This is a genomic window from Mesorhizobium sp. WSM4311 (assembly GCF_002295115.1).
Lineage (GTDB): Bacteria > Pseudomonadota > Alphaproteobacteria > Rhizobiales > Rhizobiaceae > Mesorhizobium.
Genome location: NZ_NSFV01000001.1, coordinates 181,360 through 202,690 on the forward strand (window position 1 = coordinate 181,360; position 21,331 = coordinate 202,690).

Annotated in this window: 20 protein-coding genes; 14 read left to right on the forward strand and 6 right to left on the reverse strand. The window is 64.0% G+C overall.

Features of this window, described 5'->3' with window-relative positions; translation table 11 throughout:
• Positions 1-15: 15 nt before the first annotated feature.
• Positions 16-2,337, forward strand: a complete 2,322-nt coding sequence (locus tag CK226_RS00910; RefSeq protein ID WP_095790767.1) for an ABC transporter ATP-binding protein — start codon at positions 16-18, stop codon at positions 2,335-2,337.
• 13 nt (positions 2,338-2,350) lie between these two features.
• On the opposite strand, the gene CK226_RS00915 is transcribed toward CK226_RS00910, so the two are convergent.
• Positions 2,351-2,941, reverse strand: a complete 591-nt coding sequence (locus CK226_RS00915; RefSeq protein WP_095790768.1) for a transglycosylase SLT domain-containing protein — start codon at positions 2,939-2,941, stop codon at positions 2,351-2,353.
• Between the two features lie 216 nt (positions 2,942-3,157).
• Between CK226_RS00915 and CK226_RS00920 the strand changes: the two genes are divergently transcribed.
• Both CK226_RS00920 and CK226_RS00925 read left to right on the forward strand, forming a co-directional pair.
• Positions 3,158-4,696, forward strand: a complete 1,539-nt coding sequence (locus tag CK226_RS00920) for a trimethylamine methyltransferase family protein (RefSeq protein ID WP_095790769.1) — start codon at positions 3,158-3,160, stop codon at positions 4,694-4,696.
• Positions 4,697-4,753: 57 nt separating this feature from the next.
• Positions 4,754-7,195: an FAD-dependent oxidoreductase gene (locus tag CK226_RS00925; RefSeq protein WP_095790770.1), complete on the forward strand. Its 2,442-nt coding sequence runs from the start codon at positions 4,754-4,756 to the stop codon at positions 7,193-7,195.
• A 23-nt stretch (positions 7,196-7,218) separates the two neighbouring features.
• Here CK226_RS00925 and CK226_RS00930 read toward each other — a convergent pair whose 3' ends face one another.
• The gene (locus tag CK226_RS00930; protein ID WP_095791051.1) at positions 7,219-7,608 is read right to left on the reverse strand and encodes a DoxX family protein; all 390 of its coding nucleotides are present in this window, start codon (positions 7,606-7,608) and stop codon (positions 7,219-7,221) included.
• Between the two features lie 203 nt (positions 7,609-7,811).
• Here CK226_RS00930 and CK226_RS00935 point away from each other — a divergent pair, with 203 nt between their 5' ends.
• Positions 7,812-8,300, forward strand: coding sequence for a hypothetical protein (locus CK226_RS00935; protein WP_095787694.1), 489 nt, complete (start codon positions 7,812-7,814; stop codon positions 8,298-8,300).
• Between the two features lie 79 nt (positions 8,301-8,379).
• Here the strand turns inward: CK226_RS00935 and CK226_RS00940 are convergent, their stop codons facing one another.
• Positions 8,380-9,156: a VOC family protein gene (locus tag CK226_RS00940; protein WP_095790771.1), complete on the reverse strand. Its 777-nt coding sequence runs from the start codon at positions 9,154-9,156 to the stop codon at positions 8,380-8,382.
• 166 nt (positions 9,157-9,322) lie between these two features.
• Here CK226_RS00940 and CK226_RS00945 point away from each other — a divergent pair, with 166 nt between their 5' ends.
• The 7 genes from CK226_RS00945 (at position 9,323) to CK226_RS00975 (ending at position 15,250) form a co-directional block, all read left to right on the forward strand.
• Complete coding sequence (locus tag CK226_RS00945; RefSeq protein ID WP_095791052.1) at positions 9,323-10,057, forward strand: gamma-glutamylcyclotransferase; 735 nt, start codon at positions 9,323-9,325, stop codon at positions 10,055-10,057.
• Positions 10,058-10,178: 121 nt separating this feature from the next.
• On the forward strand, positions 10,179-11,534 hold the full coding sequence (locus tag CK226_RS00950; RefSeq protein ID WP_095790772.1) for an NAD(P)-dependent oxidoreductase: 1,356 nt from the start codon (positions 10,179-10,181) through the stop codon (positions 11,532-11,534).
• A gap of 5 nt (positions 11,535-11,539) precedes the next feature.
• Positions 11,540-12,382 (forward strand): methyltransferase domain-containing protein, encoded by an 843-nt coding sequence (locus tag CK226_RS00955; protein ID WP_095790773.1) that lies wholly within the window; start codon positions 11,540-11,542, stop codon positions 12,380-12,382.
• Between the two features lie 12 nt (positions 12,383-12,394).
• The gene (gene preA, locus CK226_RS00960; protein ID WP_095790774.1) at positions 12,395-13,708 is read left to right on the forward strand and encodes an NAD-dependent dihydropyrimidine dehydrogenase subunit PreA; all 1,314 of its coding nucleotides are present in this window, start codon (positions 12,395-12,397) and stop codon (positions 13,706-13,708) included.
• Positions 13,709-13,813: 105 nt separating this feature from the next.
• Positions 13,814-14,338, forward strand: coding sequence for an Rrf2 family transcriptional regulator (locus tag CK226_RS00965; protein ID WP_095790775.1), 525 nt, complete (start codon positions 13,814-13,816; stop codon positions 14,336-14,338).
• An 11-nt stretch (positions 14,339-14,349) separates the two neighbouring features.
• On the forward strand, positions 14,350-14,808 hold the full coding sequence (locus CK226_RS00970) for a carboxymuconolactone decarboxylase family protein (protein ID WP_095773885.1): 459 nt from the start codon (positions 14,350-14,352) through the stop codon (positions 14,806-14,808).
• 64 nt (positions 14,809-14,872) lie between these two features.
• On the forward strand, positions 14,873-15,250 hold the full coding sequence (locus tag CK226_RS00975; protein ID WP_095773886.1) for a DoxX family protein: 378 nt from the start codon (positions 14,873-14,875) through the stop codon (positions 15,248-15,250).
• A 9-nt stretch (positions 15,251-15,259) separates the two neighbouring features.
• On the opposite strand, the gene CK226_RS00980 is transcribed toward CK226_RS00975, so the two are convergent.
• A complete protein-coding gene (locus CK226_RS00980; RefSeq protein WP_095773887.1) occupies positions 15,260-15,982 on the reverse strand; it encodes an SDR family oxidoreductase in 723 nt (240 codons plus the stop codon).
• Positions 15,979-16,818 (reverse strand): SDR family oxidoreductase, encoded by an 840-nt coding sequence (locus CK226_RS00985; protein WP_095790776.1) that lies wholly within the window; start codon positions 16,816-16,818, stop codon positions 15,979-15,981. Before CK226_RS00985 ends, CK226_RS00980 begins: the two co-directional genes overlap by 4 nt.
• A 104-nt stretch (positions 16,819-16,922) precedes the next feature.
• On the opposite strand from CK226_RS00985, the gene CK226_RS00990 reads away from it, so the two are divergent.
• Positions 16,923-17,795: a helix-turn-helix transcriptional regulator gene (locus CK226_RS00990; protein ID WP_095790777.1), complete on the forward strand. Its 873-nt coding sequence runs from the start codon at positions 16,923-16,925 to the stop codon at positions 17,793-17,795.
• A gap of 11 nt (positions 17,796-17,806) precedes the next feature.
• Here CK226_RS00990 and CK226_RS00995 read toward each other — a convergent pair whose 3' ends face one another.
• Positions 17,807-18,442, reverse strand: coding sequence for a TetR family transcriptional regulator C-terminal domain-containing protein (locus tag CK226_RS00995; protein WP_095773890.1), 636 nt, complete (start codon positions 18,440-18,442; stop codon positions 17,807-17,809).
• Positions 18,443-18,669: 227 nt separating this feature from the next.
• On the opposite strand from CK226_RS00995, the gene CK226_RS01000 reads away from it, so the two are divergent.
• Both CK226_RS01000 and CK226_RS01005 read left to right on the forward strand, forming a co-directional pair.
• A complete protein-coding gene (locus CK226_RS01000) occupies positions 18,670-19,998 on the forward strand; it encodes an aspartate aminotransferase family protein (RefSeq protein WP_095790778.1) in 1,329 nt (442 codons plus the stop codon).
• Between the two features lie 67 nt (positions 19,999-20,065).
• Positions 20,066-21,316, forward strand: coding sequence for a Zn-dependent hydrolase (locus CK226_RS01005; RefSeq protein WP_095790779.1), 1,251 nt, complete (start codon positions 20,066-20,068; stop codon positions 21,314-21,316).
• The last annotated feature ends 15 nt before the right edge of the window (positions 21,317-21,331 follow it).

Sequence of the window (21,331 nt, forward strand, 5' to 3'; positions counted from 1 at the left end):
GGATTGGAGCGACCCATGAACGAGGCAGTTCGAAATCCCGCAGAGCCGATCATCGAGATCGAAAACCTGTCGATCTCCTTCTTCACCCGCAAGGGCGAAATACCGGCGGTCATGGATTTTTCCTGCACGGTCATGCCCGGAGAAGCGATGGGCATCGTCGGTGAATCCGGCTGCGGCAAGTCGACCGTGTCGCTCGGCATCATGCGCGACCTTTCCAACATCGGGAAGATCGTCGGCGGCAGGATCAAGTTCCAGGGCAAGGACATGGGCGAGCTCTCCGAGGAGGAGCTGCGCGCCATCCGCGGCAACAAGATCGCGATGATCTACCAGGAGCCGATGGCCAGTCTCAATCCGGCAATGAAGGTCGGCCAGCAGTTGATGGAAGTGCCGCTTATCCACGACAAGGTGTCGAAGGAAGAGGCTTACAAACGCTCCCTCGAAATGGTGCGTGCCGTCAAGCTGCCCGATCCCGAGCGCATGATGCGCTCCTATCCGCACCAGCTCTCCGGCGGCCAGCAGCAGCGCATCGTCATTGCCATGGCGCTGCTGTCGAAGCCGGCACTGCTTCTGCTCGACGAGCCGACGACGGCGCTCGACGTGACGGTGGAGGCGGGCATCGTCGAACTGGTCAAGGGACTGGGCGAGAAGTTCGGCACGTCGATGATCTTCGTGTCGCACAATCTCGGCCTTATCCTCGAGACCTGCGACCGCATCACCGTGATGTATTCGGGCGAGGCGGTGGAGACCGGCAAGATCAAGGACGTGTTCGACCGGATGCGCCATCCCTACACGCAAGGGCTGTTCCGTTCGATCCCGCTACCGGGCGCCGACAAGAATTCGCGGCCGCTGATCTCCATTCCCGGCCAGTTGCCGCTGCCGCATGAGCGGCCGATGGGCTGCAATTTCGGTCCGCGCTGCCACCATTTCGTCGAGGGCGTCTGCAACGCCGCCGAAATCCCGATGGTCGAGGTCGCCGGCCACGAAGGCCATTTCTCACGCTGCGTGCGCTTCAACGAGATCGACTGGGAGGCGCTGCCGCCCGGCGCCAAGAAGGTCAATGAGCGCGTCGTGCCCGGCGCGCCGGTGCTCAAGATCGAGGATCTCAGGAAATACTACAAGGTCGGCGGCAGCGAGGTGTTCGGCTCGAGTGAGGGCCGCGTCGTCAAGGCCAACGAGACCATCTCCTTCATGGCGCGCGAGTCCGAGACCGTCGCCATCGTCGGCGAATCCGGCTGCGGAAAGTCGACGCTGGCCAAGGTGCTGCTCGGCCTGGAGACGGCAAGTGCCGGCACGGTGACGCTGGGCAACAAGCAGATCCAGTCGACCGGTATCGAGAGCCGCAGCGTCGAAACCGTGTCGTCGATCCAGATGGTGTTCCAGAATCCGTTCGACACGCTGAACCCCAGCCATTCGGTCGGGTCGCAGATCATCCGCACGCTGGAGAAATTCAATGTCGGCAAGACGGTCGCCGACCGCCGCAAGCGCATGCTGGAATTGCTCGACCTGGTGAAGCTACCGCGCGCCTTCGAGACCCGCAAGCCGCGCCAGCTGTCCGGTGGCCAGAAGCAGCGCATCGGCGTGGCGCGCGCCTTTGCCGGCGATGCCAAGGTGGTGGTGGCCGACGAGCCGGTCTCGGCACTCGACGTGTCCGTGCAGGCGGCGGTGACCGAACTGTTGATGGACATACAGCGCAAGAACAAGACGACGATGCTGTTCATCAGCCACGATCTGTCGGTCGTGCGCTATATCGCCGACCGCGTCGTCGTCATGTATCTCGGCTATATCGTCGAGCAAGGCACGACCGACCAGATCTTCGCGCCGCCCTATCACCCTTATACCGAGGCGCTGCTGTCGGCGATCCCGATTGCCGACACCAGCGTGGTGAAAAAGCACATCGTGCTCGAAGGCGACATCCCCTCGGCGATGAACCCGCCGACCGGCTGCCCGTTCCAGACACGCTGCGGCTACAAGAAGCTGGTGCCGGACAATCTGTGCGAGACCAAGGTGCCGCCGGTCAAGCATCTCGGCGACGGCCATATGAGCCTGTGCTGGCTTGCCGACGACGTGCTGGCCAAGATGGAGCCGGTGATCAAGTTCGACAAGGAGCATGCCGCGCATGAGGGCGTGCCGGACGACGCGGTGCAGGGCGAAGGTCCAGGCTTTGCCGGTTCGCCGCCGGCGCGTCCGAGCGGCAAAAACGCCAGTGCGAAAGCCGACGCGACCGGAAAGGCCGTCGAGGACGCGGACGCCGTCCTGCGAGCCCGTCGACACGAAATCCGCGACGAGGTTTCCGAAACCGGCGTTTCAAAGCCGAAGGATACGACAAGGCGGCACTAACCCAGGCTGAGTGTCAGCTTCCGCACTGCCGCAACTGCGCTTCATAGTCCCGCGCCATCTTGTCGGTGGCCCGGGCGTAACCCTGTACGCCGGCGTCACCGCGGTTGCCGCGGCCGTAGGCGGTCCAGCCGAGATAATAGGCGAGGTAGAGATTGTAGGTATCGTTGCGGGCGACGCCGTAGCTGTCTGCCGTCTTGGAATGATACCAGCCGACGAAGTCGACGGCATCGGCGAATCTGCTGCGCCGCGCCGCCCAGTTGCCGGTTTCGCGCTGATATTGCGACCATGTGCCGTCGAGCGCCTGCGAGAAGCCGGTGGCCGACGAGACGTGCTTCCAGGGAATGAAGCCGAGAAGCTTGGTGCGCGGCGGCCGGGCATTGCTCTTGAAGCCGGATTCCTTGCGCACCGTCGCCATCAGCACGGGGACCGGCACGCCATATTTCTGCGCGGTGCGTTCGGCCGCGGACTGCCAGTTGTCGAACCAGCCGTCATTCTCGTCGAAGACGGCACAGACATTGTTGATGTGACTGGGCGCGGTCGCGCAGGCCGAAAGTGCCAGCAACACGCCAACCGCTACAATTTTACTAAAACTCGACCTACGCATCGGATGAGCAATAGGCCGAAATCATAAAAGGAATCTTGCTGCCGCCGTTAACGCCTCGCAGTCACGAGCGCTCGCGAAAAAGCCCTGTAGATATCCCGACTCTTTCTGCCGCTTTTTATAAAATGGCACTGCGTAAATGCCGCCTTGGCTAAAATCACGCCCGTAAACGGCGCATTTCTGACAGCCTGCCTGGTTTGCCAAGGCTTTGATGCCGGCATGAGCGAACCAAGACGCAAGCGCGGCGCCGAGCGCACCAGCAACCGGGGGCCGGCGCCCATCCCGCAACTGCCGCAAAGGCGGGTGACCAATCCCTATCCGCCGATGGCGTTGCTGTCTCCAGACCAGGTCGAGGCGGTCCACCAGGCCTCAATGCATATATTGGAGAATTTCGGCATCGAGGTGATGAGCCCGCGGGCGCTGTCGCTGTTCGAGCAGGCGGGTGCCAGGGTCGATCACGCCTCGGCCAATGTCCGCATCGATCGCGGCATGGTCGACGAGGCGCTCAAGACGACGCGCTCCAATTATACGCTGACGCCGCGCAACCCGGCCAACACAATTCATCTCGGCGGCAACACCATCAATTTCACGCTGGTTGCCGGCCCGCCCAACGTGCACGACATGGAGCGTGGCCGCCGCGCCGGCAATCTGCGCGACTATGCCGATCTCACCCGGCTGGCGCAGAATTTCAACTGCGTTCACATGCTCGGCAACCAGGTCTGCGCGCCGGTCGAGTTGCCGGCCAATTCGCGCCATCTCGATACCTACTTCACCAATCTGACGCTGACCGACAAGAGCTTTCATGTCTCGGCGATCGGCCGGGGCAGGGCGCTGGACGGCATCGAGATGATGGCGATCGCGCGCGGGCTGACGTTGGACCAGCTGCGCGACGATCCGGGCATCGCCACCATCATCTCGGTCAATTCGCCGCGCCGCTTCGACGAGATGATGGCCGAAGGGCTGATGACCATGGCCGAGTTCGGCCAGTCGGTGGCGGTGACGCCGTTCACGCTGATGGGGGCGATGAGCCCGGTGACGCTGGCGGGTGCCTTGGCGCAGCAGAATGCCGAGGCACTGTTCGGCGTCGTGCTGACGCAATTGGTGCGGCCGGGCGCGCCTGTCATGTATGGCGCCTTCACCTCCAATGTCGACATGAAGTCCGGTGCACCGGCCTTCGGCACGCCGGAGAACACAAAGGCCAATATCGCCTCCGGGCAATTGGCGCGGCGCTACGGGCTGCCCTACCGGACGACGCCCGGCTCGGCCTCCAATGCGGCAGATGCGCAAGGCGCCTATGAGACGCTGATGGCGCTGTGGGGCGCGGTGCTCGGTCATGGCAATCTCGTCTATCACGCCGCCGGCTGGCAGGAGGGCGGGCTGACGGCGTCGTTCGAAAAGTTCATCATCGATGTCGAGATGATCCAGCACATGATGGAGTTCCTGCGGCCGATCGTGGTCGACGAGGCCGAGCTTGCCGTCGAGGCGCTGGGGGCGGTGCCGACGGGCGGCCATTTCTTCGGCGAGCCGCACACGCTGGAGCGCTACGCCACCGCCTTCTACCAGCCGATGCTGTCCAACTGGCAGAATTTTGAAGCCTGGCAGGAGGCCGGCAGCCTCGATGCAACAGCGCGCGCGACGCGGCTGTGGAAGAAGGCGCTGGAAGACTATGTCGAGCCGGCGATGGATGTCGCCGTGCGCGAGGCGCTCGAAGCCTACGTGGCCAGGCGCAAGGAAGCGATCGGGCAGGGCGAGCCGTGATGCCTCCCATCCTGAATCCATCTACCCATCCAACTCACTGATATCAGAGAAAAATCCATGAAATCGCATGCAAAGGTCGTGGTCATTGGCGGCGGTGTCGTCGGGTGTTCCGTGCTGTTCCATCTGGCCCGCCATGGCTGGACCGACGTGGTGCTTCTGGAGCGCGACGAGCTGACATCCGGCTCGACCTGGCACGCGGCGGGCGGCATGCACACGATCAATGGCGACCCCAACGTCGCCAAGCTGCAGAAATACACGATCAGCCTCTACAAGGAGATCGAGGAGCTGTCGGGTCAGGCGACCGGCGTGCACCTGACCGGCGGCGTGCTGCTCGCCGCGACCGAAGCGCGGCTGGACTGGCTGCGCGGTGTCGTCGCCAAGGGCCGCTATCTCGGCATCGATCTGGAAGTGATCTCGGCGACAGAAGCGGCCGAGCTGATGCCGCTGCTCGACCCCAAGCAGTTCGTCGGCGCCGTCCGCAACAAGGAGGACGGCCATCTCGATCCCTCCGGCGTCACCCACGCCTATGCCAAGGCCGCGCGGAAGCTTGGGGCGGAAATAGAGCGCTTCACCAAGGTCGAGGACATTGTGCGGCGGCCCGACGGCCTATGGCGCGTCATCACCAACAAGGGCGAGGTGGTGGCCGAGCATGTCGTCAATGCCGGCGGCCTGTGGGCGCGCGAGGTCGGCCGCATGGTCGGGCTCGAATTGCCGGTGCTGGCCATGGAGCACATGTACCTGATCACCGAGGACATGCCGGAAGTCGCCGCCTGGAACGCCAAGACCGGCACCGAGATCATCCATGCGGTCGATTTCGACGGCGAGCTCTATCTGCGCCAGGAGCGCGGCGGCATGCTGATGGGCACCTATGAGAAAGCCAACAAGCCGTGGTCCGAATACCAGACCCCTTGGAATTTCGGCCATGAATTGCTGGCGCCCGACATCGACCGCATCGCACCGTCGCTGGAGGTCGGGTTCCGGCATTTCCCGGCCTTCCAGAACACGGGCATCAAGCAAATCATCAATGGGCCTTTCACCTTCGCGCCCGACGGCAACCCGCTGGTCGGGCCGGTGCGCGGCCTGCCGGGCTTCTGGGTCGCCTGCGGTGTCATGGCCGGTTTTTCGCAGGGCGGCGGCGTCGGTCTCGCGCTGTCCAACTGGATGATCGAGGGCGACCCCGGCGCCGACATCTGGGCCATGGACGTGGCGCGCTATGGCGACTGGGCGACGATGGCCTACACCAACGCCAAGGTGCGCGAGAACTATTCCAGGCGCTTTTCGATCCGCTTCCCCAATGAGGAACTGCCGGCCGGACGGCCGCTCAAGACGACGCCGGTCTACGATCTGTTGTCGGCCAAGGGCGCGCAGTTTGGCGTCGCCTATGGGCTGGAAGTGCCGCTCTGGTACGCGCCGGAAGGCGTCAAGGACGAGTTCTCCTGGCGGCGTTCCAGTGATTTCTCACATGTCGCCAGAGAGGTCGCGACGGTGCGCGACGGCGTCGGCCTGGCGGAGATTTCGAGCTTCGCCAAATACAAGGTGACGGGCGGAGGGGCGGCTGCCTGGCTCGACCGCATGCTCGCCTGTAAACTGCCCAAGCCTGGCCGCATGACGCTGGCGCCGATGCTGAAGGACGACGGCAGGCTGATCGGCGATTTCACGCTGGCCAACCTGGGCCCTCCAGATCGAGATGGGGATGGCTGGTTCCTCGCCGGCTCCGGCATCGCCGAGCAGTATCATATGCGCTGGTTCGAGCAGCATCTGCCTGGCGACGGCTCGGTTCATATCGAGGCGCTGGGGGCGAAACTCACCGGCCTTGCCATTGCCGGCCCGAAGGCGCGAGAGGTGCTGGCCAAGGTCAGCCGCGCCGATGTTTCGAACGTGGCCGTCCCGTTCATGGCGGTGGCCAGGATGGATATCGGCATGGCGCCGTGCCTGGTCGGCCGCGTCAGCTACACCGGCGATCTCGGCTATGAGATCTGGGTGGCGCCGGAATATCAGCGCGCGGCTTATCATGCGCTGATGGCGGCCGGCGCGGAATTCGGCATCGGCCTGTTCGGCTCGCGCGCGCTCAATGCGCTCAGGCTCGAGAAGAACTACGGCTCATGGGGGCGCGAATACCGGCCGATCTACGGGCCGCTCGAAGCCGGGCTCGACCGCTTCGTCGCCTATGGCAAGGAAGCCGATTTCATCGGCAAGGCGGCGGCGCTGGCCGAGCGCAAGCAAGGCGGAAAATTGCGGCTGCGTGCCTTCATTGTCGAGGCCGACGATGCCGATGTCATCGGCGACGAACCGATCTGGTTCGGCGGCGCGGTGCGCGGCTGGGTGACGTCGGGCGGCTACGCCCATCATTCGAAAAAGTCCGTCGCCGTCGGCTATGTGCCGAAGGAGATCGCCGAGGAGAGCGACGGCTTCGAAATCGAGTTGCTGGGCAAGCGCCATGCGGCGCGCATCCAGGCGACACCGCTGTTCGACGCGAATTTTGAGCGCATGCGGGGGTGAAGGTTCACCCCGCATGGCGAGCGTCAAGCTTTGCGATTGTCCAGCGCGAAGGCGCCGGCACCGGCGAAGACCAGATAGAGGAAGATGAAGCAGAAGGAGATCGCCGCGTCGCCGCCATTGTTGGCCGGGAAGAAGTCGCGCGGGTAGTGCGCCATGAAATAGGCGATCGCCATTTCGCCGGCCAGCAGAAACGCGACCGGGCGAGTGAACAGGCCAAGCGCCAGCAGGATGCCGCCGGCGAATTCGAGGATGCCGGCGGCCGTCGTTAGCCCGGTGAGGACGTGAGGCTCGGCGCTGGCGGGGAAGTTGAACAGTTTCTGGCTGCCATGCTCGATGAACTGCAGCGCGGTCATGATGCGCAGCACGCCGAGCGCCTGCGGCTGGTATCTGGAGAGGCCTTCGAAAAGCTTCATCTGAAACTCCATTTTCACCCTCCCGGTCCGGCCATAGATTATGGTCCGGCGATGGACCATTCACTTCCCATGGCGCGCCATCAACAATCGGTGATTGGAAATGTTCTCCGGCATGCCCTTTCATATCGCTCTCGTCAGGGTTGCATTTATATCGCTATGGTTGTATTTGAGATGGACACTCTAAACCTGTGGGTTCCCTTGCCATGAAAAAAGTCGTCATAAGTCTATTCGCGCTCCTTGCAGGCACCAGCTTCGCCATGGCCGAGGACGCCGGTTGCGAGGCCTTCAAGTGGCCTGTGACGCGGGAACAGGCGCTGTTTGCCGCGGCGCCCGCCACGCCCGCTGGAGCGGAGCTGGCGGTCGGTGCTGCCGCGGACCTGGCATTGGTTCCGGCGGAGAAAGCCGGTTTTACGTTGCCGCCCGAGCGCGCGCCGGCCGAGGGCACGTTCGGTGCCGTCGCCAGCGTGGAGGTGCCAGCCGGAGGAGCCATTCAGATCAGCCTGTCAGGCGAGGCCTGGATCGATGTCATCCAGGACGGCAAGGCCATCAAGTCGGCGGGCTATAGCGGTGTGAAAACCTGCCCCGGCATCCGCAAGAGCGTACGCTTCAAGCTCACTGCCGGCCCGGCCACCGTCCAGTTCAGCGGCGCGAAAAAGGCCGAGCTGAAGGTTGCGGTGCTGACGCCGGAATAGGGCGGCACGCAGAGCGATGCGGCCTTTCATCGGTGTGCGATGAAAGGCCGTCGCTTCGTGGTGGCGTTGTCTGCTGCCGTCAGCGCACCGGCGCCATCAGCGCGAAATGCGCGCCTTGCGGGTCCTGGCACTGCACGACCCAGCTGCCGCCGGGGACCTCCATCGGTCCCATCAGGATCTTGCCGCCATTGTCGGTGACGCGTTTTGCGGCCGCGTCGATGGCCGGAACGTTGAAATAGAACTGCCAGACCGGGACGGGGATCTGTTCAGGCTTGTTCATGATACCGCCACCGGATTCGGGGCCGGCGGTAAAGGTCTGGTAGGTGCCCATCGGGCCCATGTCGAAATCGCCGGCATCGACCCAGCCGAACTGGTCGGAATAGAAATCGAACGCCGCCTTCCAATCCGATGTGTACAGCTCGTGCCAGCCGATATGGCCGGGCGTGCTGGCCGGTACGACAGGCTGGTCGGGGCCGTTGGGCTGCAGGAACATGAAGGTCGCGCCTTGCGGGTCGGCGACGACGGCGAAGCGGCCGACGCCCGGGATGTCGTCGGGCTCGCGGTGGACGGCTCCGCCAGCCGCCTTCAATGCTTTGGTCGACGCGTCCACATCCTTGGTGTGGATATAGCCGAGCCAGGCGGGCGGCATACCCATCTTGGCTGCGTCCTCTGGCATCGTCATCAGCCCGCCGACGCCACGCTCGCCGACATTCATGACGATGTAGCGCGGCATGCCGGGCGCTTTGTCGAAGGGCTGCGCCGTCCAGCCGACAACCTTGGTGTAGAAGGCTTCGGCGGCGTCGAGGTCTGAAGTCATCAGTTCGTACCAGAAGAAGGGCATTGGGGATTTCGGCATGGTCGGTCTCCTCACCGTTCGGCATCGATCGTTGTCCGATCCACCGCAGGACGATCCTGGCCACGCAAATCCGACAACCGCCCCGGACAATAATGCCTGCCCATGACATGCGTTCCCGGTTGCGTGCCCCTCGATTTTCGATTTCTCTACGGCAAGGGGGTTGTTCATGCGCCAGATGTCGCTCACGCCGGAGCTTGTCGCACTGTGCCACAGGGAAGAGGCCGATCCCGGCCCGGATCCGAGCTGGACGGAGCTGAAGGACGGGGATTTCCAGACGCTTGCATTGCGGCTGTCCGGCGAAGCGGACGAGGGGCCGCTTTGGGTGTTCGCCTATGGCTCGCTGATCTGGAAGCCGGAATTCGAATCGGTCGAGCAACGGCTCGCCACGGCCTTCGGCTGGCACCGCTCTTTCTGCCTCGACATGGTGCGCTGGCGCGGCAGTGCCGCGCAGCCGGGGCTGATGATGGCGCTCGAACGCGGCGGTCGCTGCAACGGCGTGATCTACCGTTTGCCGGAGGGTGAAAAGCCGGCGCGGATCGAAAAGCTGCTGCGCCGCGAGATCAGCGACCATGAGAGCGTCAGCTCGGTCAGGTGGCTGCCTGTGCATACGGCGCAAGGCGCGCTCCGCGCACTCGGTTTCTGGGTTGGCGTGAAGGGCAGGGGAACGTCGCTGGGCCAGCCGCTGGACAGAGTGGCGAGCATATTGGCCAGGGCCTGCGGCCATATCGGATCCGGCGCCGAATATCTCTACAACACGGTCAGCCATCTCGAAGCGTTCGGCATCCATGATCGCAATCTGTGGCGGCTGCAGGAACTGGTCGCGGACGAGGTCCGGGCCCTCCACGGCCGGCCGGTCGACCAGGGCAGCGCACCCAGGCAAGAACAGCCGTCCATGGCATAACATGAGTAAAAAAATCATGTTTTTATCGAGCCTTTTCAGCGGCTTGTGCCAAAAATTGACCAATTGATAAAAAAATAAAACGTGCTAGCCTTCCCCAAAACGAAAACATGGGGAACTGACAATGCCAGAAGGCCAGTTCAAGGAAGGTATCGTCGGCGGCCGGCTTCCAGCCGAGCAGTATGCGGACAATTTTTCCGACCTGCATCCGCCGCTCGATCACCACGAGGCGCTGGTCGAATCCGACCGGTGCTATTTCTGCTACGACGCGCCGTGCATGAACGCGTGTCCGACCTCGATCGACATTCCGCTGTTCATCCGCCAGATCTCGACCGGCAATCCGATCGGCTCGGCCAAGACCATCTTCGATCAGAACATTTTGGGCGGCATGTGCGCCCGCGTCTGCCCGACCGAGACGCTGTGCGAAGAGGTCTGCGTGCGTGAGGTGGCGGAAGGCAAGCCGGTGCAGATCGGCCGCCTGCAGCGCTACGCCACCGATGTCGCGATGGCCGAGAACAAGCAGTTCTACGCGCGCCCGGAGCCGACCGGAAAGACCATTGCCGTGGTCGGCGCCGGCCCGGCTGGCCTTGCCGCTGCGCACCGGCTAGCCCGCCATGGCCATGACGTGACCATACTGGAGGCGCGGCCGAAGGCCGGCGGCCTCAACGAATACGGCATCGCCGCCTATAAGAGCGTCGACAATTTCGCCCAGGCCGAGGTCGACTATGTCACCGCGATCGGCGGCATCGACATCCAGAACGGCAAGGCGCTCGGCCGCGACTATCAGCTCTCCGACCTGATCCGCAACTACGACGCGGTGTTCCTCGGCATGGGGCTTGGCGGCGTCAACGCGCTGCGCGCCGATGGCGAGGATGCCGCCGGCGTCACCAATGCGGTGGAGTTCATCGCCGAGCTGCGCCAGGCCAGCGATCTCGCCAGCCTGCCTGTCGGCCGCCGCGTCGTCGTCATCGGCGGCGGCATGACCGCGATCGACGCCGCCGTGCAGTCGAAGCTGCTCGGCGCCGAGGAGGTGACGATCTGCTACCGGCGCGGCCAGGAGCATATGAACGCCTCGGAGTTCGAGCAGGACCTGGCCGCCGCCAACGGCGTCACCATCCGCCACTGGCTGCAGCCGAAGCGGGTGATCACCGACGCCGGCCAGGTCTCCGGCATCGAACTTGAATACACGGCATTGAAGGGCGACAAGCTTGCCGGTACCGGCGAGACGCTGACGCTTGTCGCCGACCAGGTGTTCAAGGCGATCGGCCAGAGCTTTGTCCCGGCCGCGCTCAACGGCAGCGAGGCCTCGATCGAGCTCGAAGCCCGGCGTATAAAGGTCGATGGGGAAGGGCGCACCTCGCTGGCGAAAGTCTGGGCCGGCGGCGACTGCATCTTTGGCCGCGACGACCTGACCGTTTCGGCGGTCGCGCAGGGCCGTGACGCTGCCGAGAGCATGCACAGGAGTCTGACGCAGGGATAAGGATCATGGCCACGGTGGAACCGGGCATCGCCCGTCACTACGACATAGCGGGTCTCGAGCAGCGCATCCTTGCCGCGCTCGCCGATATCGGCGTGGACGTTGCCCATCTGCGCGCCGGCGATCTTGAGGCGGTCGACGAATTCCACATTGGCGGTATCGCCGCCACAAGGGAACTCATCGGGCAGATGGGTTTGAAGCCGGGAGCCGGGCTGCTCGATATCGGATCGGGGGTGGGCGGTCCCGCCCGTTTTGCCGCCAACGAAGCCGGCGCCGATGTCACCGGCATCGATCTCACGCAAAGCTATGTCGACATCGCAACCAGCCTGTCGAAGCGCGCGGGCATGGTCGACAGGACGCACTTCGTGCAAGGCAGTGCGCTGGACATGCCATTCGCCGATGCCAGCTTCGACGCGGCCATGATCCTGCATGTCGGCATGAACCTTCCCGACAAGAAAAAGCTGATGAGCGAGGCCGCGCGTGTGCTCAAGCCGGGCGGCGTCTTTGCCGTCTACGACGTGATGCGGCTCAACGATGGCGCGCTGACCTATCCGCTGCCATGGGCATCGGATGAGAGCATGTCCTTCGTTGCCACGCCCGACGACTATCGCTCGGCTGCCACGGCTTCCGGCTTCTCCGTCGTCGCCGAGCGGCGGCGCGGTGCTTTCGCCGTCGAATTCTTCGCCGCGATACGTGCCCGGATGGCCGCCGCGCAAGCGGAAGGCAAGAAGCCGCCGCCCGGCGTCGGCCTCGTCATGGGCGAAGACGCCGGCACCAAGATCGCCAATGTCACCGCCGCGCTTGAAGGCGGCATTCTCGCACCCGTTGAACTGCTTCTTCGTCTCGGCTGAAAGGGACCTGTCATGGCAGACCTCCGCAACAATTTCGTCGGCATCAAATCGCCAAATCCGTTCTGGCTGGCCTCGGCACCGCCCACCGACAAGGCCTACAACGTCATCCGCGCCTTCAAGGCAGGCTGGGGTGGCGTGGTGTGGAAGACGCTGGGCGAGGAAGGCCCGCCGGTCGTCAACGTCAACGGCCCGCGCTATGGCGCGATATGGGGCGCCGACCGGCGCCTGCTCGGCCTCAACAACATCGAGCTGATCACCGACCGCGACCTGCAGACCAACCTGCGCGAGATGAAGCAGGTCAAGATGGACTGGCCCGACCGCGCACTCGTCGCCTCGATCATGGTGCCTTGCGAAGAGGCAAGCTGGAAAGCTATCCTGCCGCTGGTCGAGGAGACCGGGGCCGACGGCATCGAGCTCAATTTCGGCTGCCCGCACGGCATGTCGGAACGCGGCATGGGCGCGGCCGTCGGCCAGGTGCCGGAATATATCGAAATGGTGGTGCGCTGGTGCAAGCAGTATACGCGCATGCCCGTCATCACCAAGCTGACGCCCAACATCACCGATATCCGCAAGCCCGCGCGGGCGGCGCATGCCGGCGGCACCGACGCGGTGTCGCTGATCAACACCATCAATTCGATCACCGGCGTCGACCTCGACAGTTTCGCGCCGATGCCGACCATCGACGGCAAAGGCTCGCATGGCGGCTATTGCGGCCCGGCGGTGAAGCCCATCGCCATGAACATGGTGGCCGAAATCGCGCGCGATCCGGAGACACACGGCCTGCCGATCTCCGGCATTGGCGGCATCACCACCTGGCGCGACGCCGCTGAATTCATGGCGCTCGGCGCCGGCAACGTGCAGGTGTGCACAGCGGCGATGACCTACGGCTTCAAGATCGTGCAGGAGATGATCGCCGGTCTGGAAAACTGGATGGACGAGAAGGGCCACCGCTCGCTCGACGACATTATCGGCCGCGCCACGCCCAACGTCACCGATTGGCAGTATCTCAACCTCAACTATGTCGCCAAGGCGCATATCGACCAGGACGCCTGCATCAAGTGTGGCCGCTGCCACATCGCCTGCGAGGACACTTCGCACCAGGCCATCACCAGCGTGGTCAATGGCGTGAGACACTTCGAGGTGATCGAGGCCGAATGCGTCGGCTGCAATCTGTGCGTCAATGTCTGCCCGGTCGAGAACTGCATCACCATGGAGCCGCTGGCTGCCGGCGTCATGGACCAGCGCACCGGCAAGCCGGTGTCGCCGATCTACGCCAACTGGACGACGCATCCGAACAATCCGATGGCCAAGGTGGCTGCGGAGTAGCCTCAGACACGCAAAAACGGCGCCTTCGGGTGCCGTTTTTCTTTTTCCTATTGCGGATAACAATTATCCACGATAAATAGTATCCATGAATAGGAAATCGGCATCATGAAGCTGGGCGAGGGCGTTGAGGCGGCCATCCATTGCGCGGCCACCCTTGCAAGCGTCGAGGGCAACAGCACCATGCCGGGTGCTGCTCTCGCCGAGTGTTTCGGACTGTCGCCCAGCTATCTGCTGAAGCATCTCAACATGCTGGCCGCCGCCAGCATTCTTGAATCGGTGCCGGGGCCGGCTGGCGGCTACCGGCTGGCGCGGGCGGCCGAACGCATCACCCTGCTCGATATCGTGCTGGCCATAGAAGGGCGCGAACCCGCATTTCGCTGCGGCGAAATCCGCCGCAACGGGCCGGTCAAGATCGATGCCTCGGCCTATGTCAAACCCTGCGGCATCAATGCCGCGATGCTCAAGGCCGAGCGCGCCTATCGGGCCGCGCTTGCTGAAGTGAAGCTGTCCGACATCGTGGCGGACTACGCGGCGGAAGGCGATCCCAGATCCTTTGCCGCGAGCTGCGCCTTCGTGGCGCGCCACCAGCGGCCGCAGAAATCCAGTTCAACCCCGCCAAAGCAGATGTGAAAGGATATCAGATGAAACAGAGGATGCAGTTTTTCGCCAAGGCGCCGGAGATCATGAAGGCGGTATCGGCGCTCAACAAGGCGGTCGACGAATGCGGGCTGGAGGCCAGCCTGCTGCATCTGATCAAGCTCAGGGCCTCGCAGATCAATGGCTGTTCCTTCTGCGTCGAGATGCACAGCCGCGAGGCGCGGCGCGACGGCGAAACCGAGCAGCGGCTCTATCTCGTCGCGGCCTGGAAGGAATCGCCGCTGTTTTCCGAACGCGAGCGCGCCGCTTTCGCCTGGACCGAGGCGGTGACCCTGATCGCCAACAATGGTGTGTCGGATGAGCTCTATGCCCGCACGCTTGAGCATTTCTCGGAAGAGGAACTGGTCAAGCTGTCCGTCGCGCTCGGCATGATCAACACCTGGAACCGGCTGTGCATCCCGTTCCAGGCCATTCATCCGATGCCGGCCGCCAAGGCCGCCTGATCTTATCGCCATTGGAGCGCCGTCGATGAGGCGGCGCTCCGATTGTTTTCAAAGGGGGTGTTTTATGCCTGCCGATTTGCCATCGATCTTGTTGTTTCTAGGCCGCCTGTTGCTTGGCGGCGCCTTCGTCTTCGCCGGCCTGCGCAACATCCTGAACGCCGCTTTCCTGACCGGGCTGATGGCCGCGCGGGGCGTGCCGCAAGCGCGGCTGGCGCTGTGGGCCGGCATTGTGCTCCAGATCATCGCCGGTGTCCTGGTGATGGCCGGCCTGTGGACGGCACTCGCCTGCGCGGTGCTGGTGCTGTTCCTGATCGTCGCCACGCCGATGTTCCACAATTTCTGGGACCACCAGGGCCCGGATCGCGCGGCGCGCATCAACGGCTTCGTCGGCAATGTCGCGCTGGGCGGCGGTTTCCTGACGTTGATCGCGCAGACGCTCTGAGGGTCTAACTCAGGCCGCGAACCGCAACCCGCCATCGCAGGTCAGCACCTGGCCGGTCATGAAGCCGTTGGACACGAGGAAGGCAATCGCCGAGGCGACGTCCTCGGCGCGGCCGATGCGGCCCACAGGCGTCTTGCCGGCATATTCGGCAAAGACCGCCTGCCGCTGGTCGTCGGGCAAAAAGTCCCACCACGGCGTGTCGATGACGCCGGGCGCCACGACGTTGACGCGCAAGGGCTTCAGTTCGACCGCGAGGATCGGCGCCACGGTCAAGAGCATGCCGTTGATGGCGCCGATGCCGGCGACGCCAGGCATTGTGGCCTGAGCCGACACCGCGGATATGAAGGTGACCGAGCCCGATTTGTTCAGCGTCGGCAAGGCGGCCTGCAGGCAGGAAAGTTGCGGCCGCACCTTCTCTTCGACGCCGCTGCCGAGATCGGCAAGGTCAAGCGTCTCGAACGGGCCAAGGCCCTTGCCGCCGCTGGCCGCCAAGACGAGGTGGTCGAACGGGCCGAGGCGCTCGAAGAACTGGCGGACCTCGTCCGGCTTCGACGCATCGAACGCGGCCTTGTCGGCGGCGCCGCCGAGGCTCTTCCAGGCGCCGATGAGCTTGTCCTGGTTGCGCCCGGTGATCGTCACCTTCATGCCTGGGCCGAGCAGTTTTCGCGCGGTCGCCAGGCCGATGCCGGATGAGCCGCCGATGATGACTGTGTGTTCGGTTCTGTTGGTCATGAGTGCTGTTCCCTGGATTTTGAGGAGGCCGGGCCGACAAGGTCGAGGCTCAGCTTTCGCAATTGTTGCCGTGCCCTGGCGTCATAGGCCTGGGCATCGGCGCGGGCTTCGCGCAGTCCGTCGAAATAGAGGCCGCTGCGGCCTTCTAGCGCGGGAGCGGCGGCGAGGTTGACGATGGCTTCGGCGCCGGTCTCGACCGAACTCCATGGCGTCACGCCGGCCTGCCGGACCATGGTGGTGTTCATGTAGCTTGCTGGGTGCAGCGCGTTGACGGTGACGCCGGTGCCTTTCAGCTCTTCCGCCAGATCGACGGTGAACAGGATTTGCGCCAGCTTGCTCTGGCAATAGGCGCGCACGCCGCTATAGCCGTGGGTGAGCATCATGTCGCCGAAATCGATCGCTTGCTGGCCGGCCGAGGCGACGTTGACGATGCGCGCCGGAGCGCTGGCCTTCAGCAGCGGCAGAAGCTCCGAGGTCAGCAGGAAACCGGCGAGATAGTTGACGGCGAAGCGCAGTTCGTAGCCATCGGCACTGACCTGCCGTTTGGCGCCTGCCGTGCCGATGCCGGCATTGTTGATGAGGATATCGAGCCGGTTCGTCCGGGCACGTACCGCCTCGGCGAGGTGGCGAATTTCGGCCAGCGAAGCAAGGTCGGCCGCGAGGAATTCGGCCTTGCCGCCGGCGACTTCGATCTCGGCGACCGCTGCCTTGCCGCGCGCCGCGTCGCGGCCATGCGCCAGCACCCGGGCGCCGGCGGCACCCAGCCGTTGCGCGACGACGCGGCCGACGCCGTCGGTCGAGCCGGTGATGAGGATTGTCTTGTCTTTCAGGTCCATGTCCAGAGCCTCCTGTCTGCTGCTCTGAACGCAAGATGGGACGTCTGGCCGATCTCAAACAGTTCAAACTTTATCCTGGTATCAATACTGCTATAATAAGAAGCATGGATGCTCCCTCCCATTCCGCTGAAGACAGCCGCCGGCGCGAGCTTGGGGCTTTCCTGCGCTCGCGGCGCGAAAGGCTGACACCCTCGGCGACCGGCATCTCGACCGGCCTCAGGCGTCGCACGCCGGGCCTGCGCCGCGAAGAGGTGGCGATGATCGCCGGCGTCGGCACCACCTGGTACACCTGGCTGGAACAGGGCAGGGACGTGCGCCCGTCCGTGGAGGTGCTGACGGCGTTAAGCGAGGCGCTGCGCCTCGACGCCGTCGAGAGGCGGCACCTGTTCATCCTTGCCGGGCGTCAGCAGCCGGAGCGCCGCGTCGCCGCGCCGGAAAGGGCCGACGGTCCCTTGCTGCACATGTTGCAAAGCCTCGTCCTGCAACCCGCCTACGTCGTTGGCCGACGCTGGGACGTGCTGGCCTGGAACGACGCGGCCGTCGCGGTGTTCGGCGACTATGGCCTTCTCGAGGGTGACGCCCGCAACATCGTCCACATGGTGTTCACCAGCCCGCACCACCGCCGTTTGCTGGTCGACTGGGAAGAACTCGCCCGCGTGGTGCTCGCGTCGTTTCGTGCGGAGAGCGCCAAATATGTCGGTGATCCCGATTTCGACCGGCTGATCGCGCTTATGATGCGCTCGAGCCCCGAGTTCCGTGACTGGTGGCCCCTGAGGGACGTGGCACGAAGACTGACCGGGCTGAAGCACGTGCGGCACCCCATTGCGGGTGCGATGACATTCGAGCATATGAGCCTGTCGATCGACGATGGTTCTGACATGAGGCTGGTCGTCTACACGCCGCTCGCCGAGCAGAATTCGATTGCCAAGCTGCAATCCTTGCTGGACGCGCTTCCGGCCGAGCGGCGTAGCGCCTGAGCCGGCGGGGGTCAGCCCTTCGGCTTCAGCCCATCCAGGAACAACTGCTCCAGGAATCTTGCCGCGTCCTCGAAGCGCCCGTCGCCGCCACGGTTCGGTCCCAGCACGGCGCGCACCTGGACGTCGAAATCGGCGTAGTGCTGCGTCGTCGCCCAGATCGAGAAGATCAGGTGCCAGGGGTCGGTGCGGGCGATCTTGCCGGCGCGCATCCAGCCCTTGATGACGGTGGCCTTCTCGTCGACCAGCGTCTTCAGATCGCCAGCCAGCAGCGGCATGATGCGCGGCGCGCCTTGCAGGATTTCGTTGGCGAACAGCCGGCTCTCGCGCGGGAAATCGCGCGCCATTTCGAGCTTTCGCCTGATGTAGCTCCTGAGCTCGGTCAGGGGATCGCCGATGTCGTCGAGTTCGCGCAGCGGCGCAAGCCAGGTGTCGAGCAGGCGCAGCATCAAGGTCTCGTGAATGTCCTCCTTGCGGCGGAAGTAATAGAGCAGGTTCGGTTTCGACATGCCGGCGGCTTCGGCGATCTGGTCGATGGTCGAGCCGCGGAAGCCATGGGTGGAGAACACTTCGAGCGCGGCCTCGAGGATGAGTTCGCGCTTTTCCTGCTGGATGCGGGTGCGGCGAGGGACTTCCGTGCCGGTGTTCACCGTTGCGAACCCTCATGTTGGCGGTCATCTGGACCAATTCTCTGGACCAGTTTTTCCCTAGGCTGTGGAACGCACTTCAGGAGCCGCATTTCCGCTAGTAATCCCTTGACCGCCGACAGGGCGGTGCTAACGTTTGTCCAATCGGTCAAAAATTTGCGTAGCATGAAAACGGCGCAAAGACCAAGCGTTGGACGCACCGAAACAGGTTACAAGGGGAAGTCTTGGTCATGTCCAACCGGCTGAAAGTCACGCCGAACGATCTCAGTGCATTCTGGATGCCGTTCACGGCAAACCGGCAGTTCAAGCAGGCGCCACGCATGTTCGTGTCCGCCAAGGACATGCACTACACGACCAGCGATGGCCGCAAGGTGCTCGACGGCACCGCCGGTCTGTGGTGCGTCAACGCCGGCCACTGCCGGCCGAAGATCACCGAAGCGATCCAGCACCAGGCCGCCGAACTCGACTACGCGCCGGCCTTCCAGATGGGCCATCCCATCGTGTTCGAGCTGGCCAACCGCCTGGTCGACATCGCGCCCAAGGGCATGGACCATGTCTTCTTCACCAATTCGGGTTCGGAATCGGTCGAGACGGCGCTGAAGATGGCGATCGCCTATCATCGCATGAAGGGCGAGGGTGCCCGTACCCGTCTGATCGGCCGCGAACGCGGCTATCACGGCGTCAATTTCGGCGGCATCTCGGTCGGCGGCATCGTCTCCAACCGCAAGATGTTCGGCACGCTGCTCGGCGGCGTCGACCATATGCCGCATACGCATCTGCCGGAAAAGAACGCCTTCTCGAAGGGTGTGCCGGAATATGGCGCGGAGCTCGCCAACGAACTGGAGCGCATCGTTACCCTGCATGACGCCTCGACCATCGCAGCGGTCATCGTCGAGCCGGTCGCCGGCTCCACCGGCGTCATCCTGCCGCCCAAGGGCTATCTGCAGAAGCTGCGTGAAATCTGCACCAAGCACGGCATCCTTTTGATATTCGACGAGGTCATCACCGGCTTCGGCCGTCTCGGCGCGCCGTTCGCGGCCGACTATTTCGGTGTCACGCCCGACATCATGGCCACCGCCAAGGGCGTCTCCAACGGCGTCATCCCGATGGGCGCGGTGTTCGTGAAGAAGGAAATCCACGACGCCTTCATGACCGGCCCCGAGCATATGATCGAGTTCTTCCACGGCTACACCTACTCGGGCAATCCGATCGCGTGTGCCGCGGCCTTGGGCACGCTCGACACCTACAAGGAAGAGGGCCTGCTCACCCGTGGCGAGGAACTGGCGCCCTATTGGGAGGACGCGCTGCACTCGCTGAAAGGCGAGCCGCATGTCATCGACATCCGCAACATCGGCCTGATCGGCGCGATCGAACTGGCGCCGATCGCCGGCAGCCCGACCAAGCGGGCCTTCTCGGCCTTCGTCAAGGCGTTCGAGCGCGGAGCGCTGATCCGCACCACCGGCGACATCATCGCGCTGTCGCCGCCGCTGATCATCACCAAGGGCCAGATCAACGAACTGATCGACCATGTGCGTGAAGTGCTAAGGTCGATCGACTAGCCTAGTCTATAGTCGGACGGCGTTGGGAACCGCCGTCCGATTTTTGAATGAAATGGAAGGACCTTGAATGGCCGCACCCGGCGAGAATCTGCGAATCAATTCAGACCGTTTGTGGGATTCGATAATGGAAATGGCGAAGATCGGCCCTGGCATTGCCGGCGGCAACAATCGCCAGACCGTGACCGACGAAGACGGCGAGGGCCGGCATCTGTTCAAGCGCTGGTGCGATGATGCCGGGCTCGAAATGGGCGTCGACGAGATGGGCACGATGTTTGCCCGCCGCGAAGGCACCGACCCCAGCCTGCCGCCGGTCTATGTCGGCAGCCATCTCGATACGCAGCCGACCGGCGGCAAATATGATGGCGTGCTGGGCGTCCTCGGCGGCCTGGAGATCGTGCGCTCGCTCAACGATCTCGGCATCAAGACGAAACACCCGATCGTCGTCACCAACTGGACCAACGAGGAAGGCGCGCGCTTTGCCCCGGCGATGATGGCGTCGGGCGTATTCGCCGGCGTGCTCGACCAGGCAGACGTCTATGAGCACACGGACAAGAACGGCAAGAAATTCGGCGAGGAACTGGAGCGCATCGGCTGGAAGGGCACCGAGAAGGTCGGCGATCGCAAGATCCACGCCTTCTTCGAACTGCATATCGAACAGGGGCCGATCCTCGAGGACGAAGACATCGACATTGGCGTCGTCACCCATGGCCAGGGCCTGAAATGGCTGCAGGTGACGCTGACCGGCAAGGAAGCCCATACTGGCTCCACGCCGATGCCGAAGCGCCGCAATGCCGGTCTCGGCATGGCGCGCGTGATCGAGCTGGTGCACGAGATCGCCATGGACTACCAGCCGGATGCCGTCGGCGCGGTTGGCCACATGGAAGCCTATCCCAATTCGCGCAACATCATCGCCGGCCGCACCGTCTTCACCATCGACATCCGCTCGCCCGAGAAGGAAGTGCTCGACGCCATGGATGCGCGCGTCCGCGAAGGCATCGACACGATCTGCGAGGCGCTCGACATCCGGTACAAGGTCGAGCAGGTCGGCCATTTCGATCCGGTCACCTTCGATGCCAGCTGCGTGAAGGCCATCCGCGATGCCGCCGATCGGCTCGGCTATACGCACCGCAACATCGTGTCCGGTGCAGGCCACGACGCCTGCTGGATCAACCGCGTCGCGCCGACCGCCATGGTGATGTGCCCGTGCGTCGACGGGTTGTCGCACAACGAGGCCGAGGAAATCACCAAGGAATGGGCCGGCGCCGGCGCCGACGTCCTGTTCCACGCGGTGGTGGAGACCGCCGTCATCGTGGAGTGAGCCTAGACATCTAGA